Below are 11,700 nucleotides of genomic sequence, written 5' to 3'. Positions count from 1 at the left end.
TCCCCATGAACAACGACACCCGGAATTTGGAATGGTCTGCCGAGTAATTCATGGACTTTTTCCATATCTCCCTCGGTCAAGGCTTGGCGAATTCGTGTGGAACTGATTTTTTCCTGTTCATCCGATTTTTTCTCCACAACCGAAACGTCAAAATCATCATTCGCCAATTGAGTCATCACATTCATATCACCTTTTCCGAATGCACCGAATGTGAAATCAAAACCTGCGGTGACGTGTTTTACATGCAATTGACGAATGAACGTTTGAACGAATTTTTCTGGAGTCAGCTGAGCGAAATCTGAAGTGAAACGAACAACGAATGCTGTATCGACCCCCATGGATTCAAGCAATTCCATTTTTTGATCCAAGGGCGTTATATAAAATACTTTCTCATTACGCTTACCTAGAACAATGGAAGGATGCGGGTCGAACGTCATGACCGCTAATTTAAGTCCCCGTTCAGTTGCGATTTTCTGAGCATGTCCAATCACTTCTCGGTGACCTAAATGAACGCCATCAAAAAAGCCAATCGCTAAAGAAAAAGGACCAGATATTACTGAATCATTGAGGTGATGTGGATATGATAAGTGCACAATGTTCATTCTGTATCTCCTCCTAATCGATTAAACATTTTTTCTGGTTTCATCTTGCCTTCTTTGGTCGGATGGTTGACATAAACAGCAACAGCCTTTTCCTCCACGGTAAAGACAATACGGTCATGATTCTTCAGTGCATCAATGGCATCCAATACCTGACCATTCTGAACCGATTTCATCAAAAACGGTGGTACTTCAAATTTCGGCATATCTTGAAGTGCATAATCCAAGTCATACAATTTCTCAGTCAATATGTTGTTTTCGACCAGTTCCTGTACTTGATTCAGCGTCAGACAATCTTCAGCGGTGAATGTACCAGAAGCCGTGCGAACTAGTTTTGACATATGTGCTGGATAGCCTAGTTTTTCACCGATTTGTACAGCCAGTGTTCGTATATACGTACCTTTGCTGCATGATACACGAATATTGAAGGTAACAAGTTCTCCAGAAAAAATATCCTCTTCACTAAGCAGAGATAGTTCATAAATCTTTACTTGTCTGCTAGGTCGTTCAACGGATTGGCCGGCTCTAGCATATTCATATAGTTTCTTTCCATTCACTTTTACTGCCGAGTACATCGGTGGCGTTTGCTCAATCGTACCAGTCAAGGAAAGTAAAGAATCAAGGATTTGCTGTCGTGAGAAATGCTTGTTGGATTCATCCGCCTCTACCACTTCACCGTCTGCGTCCTCTGTGGTTGTTGCAGTACCAATTGTCACTTCTGCTTCGTATATTTTCCCTGCATTTGTAAGATACTCCGCTACTTTGGTTGATTCCCCTAAACAAATGGGCAAGACTCCTTCCACACTTGGATCGAGAGTTCCTGTATGACCGATGCGTTTCATTTTTAAAATTTTTCGTAACTTAAAGACGCAATCGTGTGACGTCATCCCTTGTTCTTTCCATAGCGGAAGAATGCCGTTTTGCATTCGTTCCCACTCCTTTAATTATGTAATTTAGAAAAAGCCTGCTTATAAAAAGCAGACTTCTTTTTGTTACTCAGTTTCTTCAGTTGTATCATTAATCTGTTTAAGTAAAGTGTCAATTTTGTTTCCGTAAGCAGATGACTCGTCAAATTCAAACATAAGTTCAGGTGTCTTACGTAATCGAATTCGTTGGCCAATTTCAGTACGGATAAATCCTTTAGCTTTAGCTAAACCTTTTAATGTTTCTTGACGTTTTCTATCGTCACCTAGAACAGTAATATAGACCGTCGCTTGTTGTAAATCACCAGTAACTTCTACATCAGTTACAGTGACAAACCCAATGCGGGGATCTTTAAGTCTACGAGCAATAATTTCGCCTAATTCTTTCTTCATTTGTTCTGCTACTCGATTTGAGCGATTCGCCATGATGGCTTCACCTCTGTTCTATCTATAAATGTTCACGGATGGTTTCCGTTCGTTCCCATTCTGGATTTGACTCCAAGTAATGTATGGCGTGGGTCAACTCACGGTCGCTTGCATCAATTGATGAAGCTACACAAACAATCGCAATACGCGTTCTTTGCCATTTATCTTGATGATCTACTTCAGAAATAGATACGTTAAACTTTTGCTTCGTTCGAGTAAGCATGCGCTGTAGAACAGCGCGCTTCTCTTTTAACGAGTGCGACGTCGGAATGATGAACTCGCATTCCGCGTAGGCAATCATTTGCGTTTAATTTCTTCCATTACGAATGCTTCAATAATGTCGCCTTCTTTAACATCATTGTAGTTTTTCACAGTGATCCCACATTCATACCCACGAGCGACTTCTTTTACATCATCTTTGAAGCGTTTTAGTGACTCTAACTCACCTTCAAATACAACGATGCTGTCACGAATGACACGAACGCCACTATCTCGGCTGATTTTACCTTCTGTTACATAACTTCCGGCAATCGTACCGATTTTCGTAACTTTGAACGTTTCACGAACTTCAGCCTGACCGATAATTTTTTCTTGGAATTCAGGATCAAGTAAGCCAGTCATTGCCGCTTCAATTTCCTCAATTACTTTATAAATTACACGGTGCAGACGAATGTCTACGCCTTCAGCCTCAGCTGCACGTTTTGCATTGGTATCAGGTCGTACGTTGAAACCAATAACAATTGCATTGGAAGCTGCAGCTAGTGAAATATCTGATTCAGTAATTGCACCAGCACCAGTATGGATGATGCGAACATTAACGCCTTCAACGTCAAGCTTCATCAGAGATGCGGCCATTGCTTCAACAGATCCTTGTACGTCTGCTTTCACAATCAGATTTAATTCTTTCATTTCACCTTGTTTCATTTGGTCAAATAAGTTATCAAGCGTCACACGTGTTTTTTCAGAGCGTTGAGCTTGAAGCGCAGTGGATGCACGTGATTCCCCTACTTGACGTGCTGTTTTCTCATCTTCGAATACTACAAAACGGTCACCAGCTTGAGGCACATCATTCAATCCTGTAATTTCAACAGGTGTACTTGGACCTGCTTCTTTCACACGACGACCTAAATCATTGACCATTGCACGTACGCGACCGAAAGTATGACCGACTACGATTGGGTCTCCAACTTTAAGCGTTCCATCTTGCACTAGAAGTGTAGCAACTGAACCGCGACCTTTATCAAGTTGAGCTTCAATTACTGTTCCAATTGCACGACGCTTAGAATCCGCTTTTAGTTCTGCAACTTCTGAAACTAATAAAACCATTTCAAGTAAGTTGTCAATTCCCTCACCTTTTAGTGCTGAGATTGGTGCGAAAATTGTATCGCCGCCCCATTCTTCAGATACTAAACCATGTTCAGTCAATTCTTGCATTACACGTTCAGGATTAGCAGATGGTTTATCCATTTTATTCACAGCAACGATAATTGGCACTTCAGCAGCCTTGGCATGATTGATTGCTTCAATCGTTTGAGGCATTACACCGTCATCTGCTGCAACTACTAAAATGGTAATATCAGTTACTTTGGCACCACGAGCACGCATTGTTGTGAAAGCCGCGTGACCAGGAGTATCCAGGAAAGTGATTTTCTTGCCGTTTTCAACAACTTGGTATGCACCAATATGTTGTGTAATCCCGCCAGCTGATTTCTTCTTCTACTTCAACACCATAATCGGTACAGATCAATTCAATTGCATCTTTATCCAATTCTTGGTTGATTGTTGCCATCACGCCAAGCAAGAATAATTTTTTGATAATTTCAGATGGCTCTCTGCCTAATTTTTTTGCCAGTTCAGCCACTGTCAATGATTCATAGAATGTGATTTTTTCAGGTAATTCTTTTTCTTTTCTTGGTACTGGAGGAGCAACAGGTTGACGGTTTTGTTTCCCTTTGTTTCTTCCAGCGCGATTACCAGTGCCTGGACGGTGATTTCCGCCGCCACCTGGACGTCCACCAAATCCTGAACCTGCAGGACGGTTTTGTCCGAAGACTTTCTTTTCTTTTGATTGTGCACCTTGATCTTGTTTACGGCTGTCCCCTGTAGCAGTTGCTGCAGGTTTTTGCTTGTCACGAGAAGGTGTATTCGTCATCCCACGGCTTTGACCAGATGATGGTTTAGCTGGTGTACTTGGTTTATTTCCTTGATAACCACTTCCAGCTGGACGATCCCCTTGTGGACGATTTCCTTGATATCCACTACCTTGTGGGCGGCTGCCTTGTGAACCAGACCCTTGTGGACGATTGCCTTGAGGACGGTCACTTTGTGGACGGTTGCCTTGAGAACCTGAACCCTGTGGACGGCTGCCTTGTGAACCTGAACCCTGTGGGCGATTTCCTTGATAACCAGAACTTTGGGGACGGCTGTTTTGAGAACCTGAACCCTGTGGACGATTGTTGCTTTGTGGTGCAGTTTTATGAGCAGGAGCAGACGGTTTCTTGTAGACAGAGTCCAACTTCGAAACTGCGTCGCCTTCTAATGTCGACATATGATTCGTCACTTGTACGTTCAACTTACTTAATTGCTCAATAACTTCTTTACTCGTTTTATTTATTTGCTTTGCATATTCATGGACGCGTAATTTGGTCATTTGGTCACCCCCGGTTAAATTCGTTGAGAAGTCCGGACAGTTTTTTAGCGAAACCGTCGTCAGTAATTGCGAGTACCACGCGGGCCTCTTTTCCTGTAGCATGTCCGAGATCAGAACGATCACCGAAAACATGTAACTCAACGTTGTATGTGTTGCATTTATCTTGAATTTTTTTCATCGTATTGTCTGATGCATCTGAAGAGATGATAACGAGTTTCGCACGGTTAGTACGAATATCTTTGACTACAAGCTCTTCTCCAGATATCAACATTCTTGCACGCACTGCCAGACCAATCAATTGTAAGATTCGTTGCTGTGTATTCATATAATTTGCTCTCTTTCAATCACAGTTAACAATTCTTCAAAAATGCTTTCTGGTATTTTTGCTTCCAATTGACTATCCAGCACTTTGCGTTTTTTAGCGATTTCTACTGCCTGCTTGGTTTTGGAGACATACGCTCCACGACCAGACTTTTTGCCAGTTAGATCGACTGAAACTTCGCCTTCTTTTGATCGTACAACTCGAATCATTTCTTTTTTAGGAAACATTTCGCCTGTTGCCACGCATTTTCGTAAAGGTATTTTCTTTTGACTAGACATCAAAATTCACCCTCTTCGCTTATTCTTCGTCATCTTTATATAAATCAAAATTGTCATCGATATTTTCTTCATACTCTTCATCTTCAAGGTCGAAGTTTTCAGAAGCATGGGCAGATGGGTAAATACCTAATTCACGAGCATCTGTTTCACTCTTGATATCGATTTTCCACCCTGTCAATTTAGCTGCTAGACGTGCATTTTGTCCACGTTTACCAATCGCTAAAGATAATTGATAGTCAGGTACTACCACTGTTGTCGATTTCTCTTCTTCATGGACTTGAACATCTAATACTTTAGATGGGCTAAGTGCATTGGCAACAAATACCACTGGATCTTCAGACCATTCTACAATATCAATCTTCTCACCATTCAACTCATTTACGATTGTTTGAACGCGAGAACCTTTTGCACCTACGCAAGAACCTACTGGATCTACATCATCATTATGGGCAACAACTGATATTTTCGATCGATCGCCAGCTTCACGAGCGATTGATTTAATTTCTACGATGCCATCGTATATTTCAGGAACTTCCATTTCAAATAGACGACGAAGTAATCCAGGGTGTGTACGAGATACAAATACTTGTGGTCCACGAGTTGTACGTTCTACTTTCGTGATATACACTTTAATGCGCTCATGCGGACGGTATGTTTCAGTTTGARTTTGTTCATTCACCGGTAATACCGCTTCAACTTTACCAAGTCCTACATAAATATTACGAGCATCTAGACGCTCAACAACACCATTTACGATATCTTCTTCGCGATCAACATACTCTTCATAAATCAATCCACGTTCTGCTTCACGAACACGTTGTGTAACCACTTGTTTAGCAGTCTGTGCTGCGATACGTCCGAAGTTTCTAGGTGTTACTTCTTGTTCTACAATATCTCCCAGTTCAAACGCAGGATTTACTTGTTTCGCGTCTTCTAATGAAATATGTAGACGGTCATCCAACACTTCTTCCATTACATCCTTGCGTGAGTAAACCTTCATCGAACCATTATCCAGATTCAAATCAACACGTACGTTTTGTGCTTGATTAAAATTGCGTTTATACGCTGTAACAAGCGCCGCTTCAATCGCTTCAATTAGTACATCTCGTGAAATTCCTTTTTGTTTTTCAAGAGCTATTAAAGCATCCAGCAACTCATTTGCCATTATTTTTCACTCCTACATTCACATTATGCAGAGAAATTAATCGCTAAACGCGCGAATGCAATTTTCTCTTTTGTAAGTTGAACTTTAATTTTTCTAGTTTTAATTCGAACTTCCATTTCTAAGCCTTGTTCGCTATAAGCAGTCAAAAAGCCTTCAAACTCTWTTTCTTTCAGGCCATTCACCAGTTCATATGTTTTCACATGAATGAATTGACCAACTGCACGTTCGAAGTCACTCTCTTTTTTCAATGGACGTTCTGCCCCAGGTGAAGAAACTTCTAAAAAGTAGTTTTGCTCAATTGGATCCTTTGCATCCAACACTTCGCTGATACGCTCGCTTACAAGCGCACAATGCTCAATGTCAATGCCACCTTGAGGAGTATCTACATAAATACGTAAAAACCAATTACGACCTTCTTTTACGAACTCCGTATCAACGAGCTCCAAATTCAACTCTTCAACAATGGGCGTCACAAGCTTTTCTACTTCGGTTAATATTTTGCTCATATATGCCTCCCGCTGCAACTTATTTTCGACATAACAAACAGAAAAGAGCGGGAAATCCCACTCTTTTGCCGTAAATCTATCAACAACTTGTTATACAAATGATACCATACGAATGCTCGCAGTGCAAATCAGGCCTAGAATAGCGACAATTGATTCGCATCTGGCATGCCTTCGAGACAACCAAGTTGATCCATGTATTCAATCAATGTTTTGGAAACACGTCCACGTTGTCCTAAATCTTCTTTCGATAGGAACTCGCCATTTTTCCGTGCTTCCACAATCGTTTTGGCTACGTTTGTTCCGAGTCCCGGAATCGCATTGAAAGGCGGAATCAATCCTTTGCCATCAATGACAAATTCAGATGCCTTTGATTCGTAGAGATCCACTTTTTTAAAGTGGTAACCACGTTCACACATCTCCAAGGCAATTTCCATAACCGTCAGCAAGCTTTTTTCTTTCGGAGCGGCATCCAATCCTTTGGCATTAATCTCATCAATTTTTGCACGGATCGATGCAGAACCTTTCGTCATAGCGTGCAAGTCAAAATCTGCTGCACGTACTGTGAAATATGCTGCGTAGTAAAGGATCGGGAAATGTACTTTGAAATATGCAATTCGAACAGCCATTAATACATAAGCGGCTGCATGGGCTTTTGGGAACATGTACTTAATCTTTTTACACGCTTCGATATACCATGCAGGAACGCCATTTGACTTCATGTCTTCTTCAAATTCCGGAGTTAACCCTTTCCCTTTACGCACAGATTCCATGATTTTAAATGCCAGAGACGGTTCAAGACCCTGGTAAATTAAATACACCATGATATCATCCCGGCAACCAATTACATCCGAAAGCTGACAAGTCCCATTTTGAATAAGTTCCTGTGCATTTCCAAGCCATACGTCAGTACCATGAGATAGTCCTGAGATTTGAACAAGTTCAGAGAAAGTGGATGGTTTCGTTTCTTCCAACATTTGACGAACAAAACGTGTACCAAACTCAGGAATCCCGAGTGTACCCGTCTTACAGCCAATTTGTTCCTGTGTCACTCCAAGTGACTCCGTGCCACTGAAAATCTTCATTACTTCAGGGTCATCCGTTGGAATCGTTTTTGGATCGATGCCAGACAAGTCCTGCAACATCCGGATAGCTGTCGGATCATCGTGTCCCAGGATATCAAGTTTCAATAAGTTATCATGGATGGAATGGAAGTCAAAGTGAGTTGTTTTCCACTCGGAGTCCTGTGCATCAGCAGGGAACTGAATCGGTGAAAAATCGAAAATATCCATGTAATCCGGGACAACAATGATTCCCCCAGGATGTTGTCCTGTCGAACGTTTAACTCCAGTACACCCTTGAACAAGTCGGTCGATTTCAGCACCACGGATTGTTAAGTTGTGATCATTCGCATAGCCACGTACGTAGCCGTATGCTGTTTTCTCAGCAACTGTTCCAATCGTACCTGCACGATAAACATTGTCTTCACCAAAAAGTACTTTCGTGTAGTTATGTGCAATCGGCTGATATTCTCCACTAAAGTTCAAATCGATATCGGGTACTTTATCCCCTTTAAATCCAAGAAACGTTTCGAAAGGAATATCTTGTCCATCTTTTTTGTAAGGTATTTCACAATGCGGGCAGACTTTGTTTGGCAAATCAAAGCCTGAACTGACGGAACCATCAWCAAAGAATTCAGCATGCTGGCATGAAGGACATACATAATGTGGCGGCAATGGATTCACTTCCGTAATTTCCATTAACGTCGCTACAAGAGAAGATCCAACGGAACCACGGGAACCTACTAAGTAGCCGTCATCCAAAGATTTCTTTACTAGCTTATGAGAAATCAAATAAATAACTGCAAATCCGTGTCCAATAATGGAAGTAAGTTCTTTTTCAATACGGGCTTCCACAATTTCCGGCAATGAATCTCCGTAAATCTGTCTTGCCATCGCATAGCTTAATTCTCGAACTTCTTCATCAGAACCTTCGATTTTCGGCGTATACAAATCATCTTTAATTGGTTTGATGTCTCCGATTCTCTCCGAAATTTTATGGCTGTTCTCCACAACAATTTGTTTCGCGGTTTCTTCACCCAGGAAGGCGAAAGCGTCCAACATTTCATTTGTAGTACGGAAATGAACTTTCGGTAACTTGTGGCGGTTCAGTGGGTTGGCTCCACCTTGCCCTCCAATTAGAATCTGTCTAAAAATCGCATCGTTCTCGTTTACATAATGGACATTTCCAGTAGCGACTACCGGACGTGCAATTTTTTTGCCCAGTTTAATCATTTTTCGAATGATGTCTTCAAGATTCCATTCATCTCTCACAAGCTCGAGTTCAATTAAATGTGCGTAAACTTCTTTCGGATGGACTTCCAAGTAGTCATAGAATTTTGCAATTCCCTCGACTTCTTCAGGAGATTTCTGCATTAATCCTTCGAATACTTCCCCTTTATCACACCCAGAACCAATCAACAGCCCTTTACGATGCTTGACTAGAACGGAACGCGGGATCCTCGGAACCCGGAAAAATGTGTTCATATGGGAATACGAGACTAGTTTAAACAAGTTTTTCAATCCGTCTTCATCCGTGGCAAGAAGCGTGCAGTGAGATGGACGTGCTCTCTTGTACGACTCTCCATTACCTGTTTGATGGTTGAACTCATCGTGATAGTGAATCCCTTTTTGTTCAGCTTCTTTCAACAAGTTCAACAGTAAGTAGCCCGTGGCTTCCGTATCATAGATTGCCCGGTGATGCTGGGTGAGCTCGATATTGAATTTTTTGGCCATCGTGTTTAATCGATGGTTTTTCATTTCCGGGTGAAGGAAACGTGATAATTCCAACGTATCGATGACAGGATGGACCGTTTGTTCCAGACCGACTTTCTTATAGCCTACGTACAGGAAACCCATATCGAATGACGCATTATGTGCAACCATGATGCTATCGCCGATCCAATCGTGGAAACGCTTGATGACGTCTTCAATATCCGGTGCATCACGCACCATATCATCGGTGATACCCGTCAAATCGATGGTAGTAGCAGACAATGGATGATGCGGATTTGCAAAGCTTTCGAATTTGTCGATGACTTGACCATCTCTGATTTTCACAGCTGCAAGCTCAATAATGGTATCGTATACCGCAGAAAGGCCTGTCGTTTCAACGTCGAATACGACATAGGTAGCATCCGCTAGTGCTCGATGCTCCTCTTCATAGGCAATGTTTACTCCGTCATTGACCATGTAGATTTCCAATCCATAAATGATTTTAATACCATGTTTTTTTCCGGCTGCATAAGCATCCGGGAAGGATTGAACAACAGCATGATCCGTAATTGCGACAGCGGGGTGTCCCCATTTGGCTGCCTGACTTACCAAGGCATCTACAGAAGAGACAGCGTCCATCTGACTCATTGGTGTGTGTAAATGAAGTTCAATCCTTTTTTCATCTTCTGGAGCAGTATCTTTTCTGGAATCCACTTTAATTTCCATAATATCCTGTGCCATTATGATCAAGTCTCGAACGAATGTATCGTTCTGTACTGAACCACGCACTTTTAGCCATGTCCCTTTTTTCAGCAGACCCATAAGCTCTGCATCTTCTTTGTCCCGGGAAAACATTTTAACAAGAATCGAGTCTGTGTAATCCGTAACTTTGACTGTTAATAATGAGCGGCCGCTTCGAAGTTCTTTTACCTCAACATCAAAAACAAAGCCTTCAATCGTGATGCGTCTTTCTTCATCCTGAATTTGCTTGATTTCCATAATTGGCTCGTCCGCTTTAATCGGGGTACCCAGTTGGAAGGGTCCATTCAAGGTTACCCCAGGATTTGATGCACGATCTTTTTCACGTTTCTGCATATCAGCCAATGCTTTCTTGCCCAGCTCTTCTTCTTCGATTCTTCGTTGCTCCATAAACGCTTGCTGTGCTTCTGCCAGTTCTGCCTCTTGTTCGATCAATTTAAAATCAATCGGTAAGATTGGGAAACCATACGAAGCATAGACATCAGCAATTTTAGACGCATATTTGCCTTTTAGTGTACGGAATTCAATTTCCTGTGCACACGTAAAATGGACGGTCTGACCATTGAAAGATGGAATTTGTGCATGTAGAAGATTTCGTAGAGGAGGCGACATATCATCAATTTCCTGCAATACAAACGGCCAGTAAGAAGCGATTGACTCAGCATCGACTTGAGGTGATTCACAAGTAAGTGATAATTTTATATCCGCAATGCCAGCAAACTTTTCACGTAACCGCAAATTGAATAGTTGAAACATGTTATAAGGCAACAGTTTCTCTACTTCTATAGTAAAACGCCATACACGCTCTTTTTTATGTACCGTCATACGACTTAGGGAAGCCGATTCAAAATGAGTCATGTATTCATCAGCGGTAAGTTCCAATTGTTGTAATAATAGTTGTAACCTTTTTTTGGCATCTTGTTCGTTACTCATACTCTATGCCTCCTTTCTTTCATAAGAAAAAGAAAGGAAGACCCGATTTCAAGGTCCTCCTTTTGATTAATCGTTTAATGACGAAAAGAAAGCTTGAAGATGGTCAACTACCTCTTCTTTTTTCCATTCAAATGTTTCGCCGGTTTTTCTTATTTTCACTTCGACTAAACCTTCGGCTGCTTTTTTACCGACTGTTATTCGGATCGGTAAACCGATTAAATCTGAATCGGCAAATTTCACACCCGCACGTTCAGCACGGTCATCATATAACACATCGTAGCGATATGATTTCATTAAATTATATAATTCATCAGAAAGAGCAACTTGTGCTTCGTCCTTTGTATTTACAGGCACTAAATGTACATTAT

The 11,700-nt window shown here is 41.5% G+C and carries 10 protein-coding genes and 1 pseudogene; all 11 read right to left on the bottom strand.

Annotation, left to right across the window (positions count from 1 at the left end; translation table 11 throughout):
• Window positions 1–602 (bottom strand): adenylyltransferase/cytidyltransferase family protein (locus AC1DSB_RS10810; RefSeq protein ID WP_477586710.1); only part of this gene is annotated, 602 nt, incomplete at its 3' end.
• The gene (gene truB, locus AC1DSB_RS10805) at window positions 599–1,525 is read right to left on the bottom strand and encodes a tRNA pseudouridine(55) synthase TruB (protein WP_016427595.1); all 927 of its coding nucleotides are present in this window, start codon (window positions 1,523–1,525) and stop codon (window positions 599–601) included. The genes truB and AC1DSB_RS10810, both read right to left, overlap by 4 nt.
• Before the next feature lie 66 nt (window positions 1,526–1,591).
• The gene (gene rbfA / locus AC1DSB_RS10800; RefSeq protein WP_016427596.1) at window positions 1,592–1,948 is read right to left on the bottom strand and encodes a 30S ribosome-binding factor RbfA; all 357 of its coding nucleotides are present in this window, start codon (window positions 1,946–1,948) and stop codon (window positions 1,592–1,594) included.
• A gap of 22 nt (window positions 1,949–1,970) precedes the next feature.
• A complete protein-coding gene (locus tag AC1DSB_RS10795) occupies window positions 1,971–2,249 on the bottom strand; it encodes a DUF503 domain-containing protein (RefSeq protein ID WP_016427597.1) in 279 nt (92 codons plus the stop codon).
• A pseudogene (infB, locus tag AC1DSB_RS10790) lies at window positions 2,246–4,598 on the bottom strand (translation initiation factor IF-2). Before infB ends, AC1DSB_RS10795 begins: the two are co-directional and overlap by 4 nt.
• A gap of 4 nt (window positions 4,599–4,602) precedes the next feature.
• A complete protein-coding gene (locus tag AC1DSB_RS10785) occupies window positions 4,603–4,923 on the bottom strand; it encodes a YlxQ family RNA-binding protein (RefSeq protein ID WP_016427599.1) in 321 nt (106 codons plus the stop codon).
• Window positions 4,920–5,198 (bottom strand): RNase P modulator RnpM, encoded by a 279-nt coding sequence (gene rnpM, locus AC1DSB_RS10780; protein WP_016427600.1) that lies wholly within the window; start codon window positions 5,196–5,198, stop codon window positions 4,920–4,922. The genes AC1DSB_RS10785 and rnpM overlap by 4 nt, the downstream gene beginning before the upstream one ends.
• A gap of 19 nt (window positions 5,199–5,217) precedes the next feature.
• Window positions 5,218–6,363 (bottom strand): transcription termination factor NusA, encoded by a 1,146-nt coding sequence (gene nusA, locus AC1DSB_RS10775; protein WP_477586709.1) that lies wholly within the window; start codon window positions 6,361–6,363, stop codon window positions 5,218–5,220.
• Between the two features lie 23 nt (window positions 6,364–6,386).
• Window positions 6,387–6,869, bottom strand: coding sequence for a ribosome maturation factor RimP (gene rimP / locus AC1DSB_RS10770; protein ID WP_477586708.1), 483 nt, complete (start codon window positions 6,867–6,869; stop codon window positions 6,387–6,389).
• 134 nt (window positions 6,870–7,003) lie between these two features.
• Complete coding sequence (locus AC1DSB_RS10765) at window positions 7,004–11,332, bottom strand: PolC-type DNA polymerase III (protein WP_477586707.1); 4,329 nt, start codon at window positions 11,330–11,332, stop codon at window positions 7,004–7,006.
• 66 nt (window positions 11,333–11,398) lie between these two features.
• Window positions 11,399–11,700 (bottom strand): His/Gly/Thr/Pro-type tRNA ligase C-terminal domain-containing protein (locus AC1DSB_RS10760; protein WP_477586706.1); only part of this gene is annotated, 302 nt, incomplete at its 5' end.

This window comes from Paenisporosarcina sp. P4_E4_2 (assembly GCF_056401595.1).
The sequence above is the reverse complement of the archived record's forward strand: the minus strand, read 5'-3'. Positions and strand labels throughout refer to the sequence as shown.

What these genes read in the sequence shown, in the direction of transcription:
- truB (WP_016427595.1), bottom strand. Translation starts at nt 1,525, where the DNA reads ATGCAAAACGGCATTCTTCCGCTATGGAAAGAACAAGGGATGACGTCA.
- rbfA (WP_016427596.1), bottom strand. Translation starts at nt 1,948, where the DNA reads ATGGCGAATCGCTCAAATCGAGTAGCAGAACAAATGAAGAAAGAATTA.
- AC1DSB_RS10795 (WP_016427597.1), bottom strand. Translation starts at nt 2,249, where the DNA reads ATGATTGCCTACGCGGAATGCGAGTTCATCATTCCGACGTCGCACTCG.
- AC1DSB_RS10785 (WP_016427599.1), bottom strand. Translation starts at nt 4,923, where the DNA reads ATGAATACACAGCAACGAATCTTACAATTGATTGGTCTGGCAGTGCGT.
- rnpM (WP_016427600.1), bottom strand. Translation starts at nt 5,198, where the DNA reads ATGTCTAGTCAAAAGAAAATACCTTTACGAAAATGCGTGGCAACAGGC.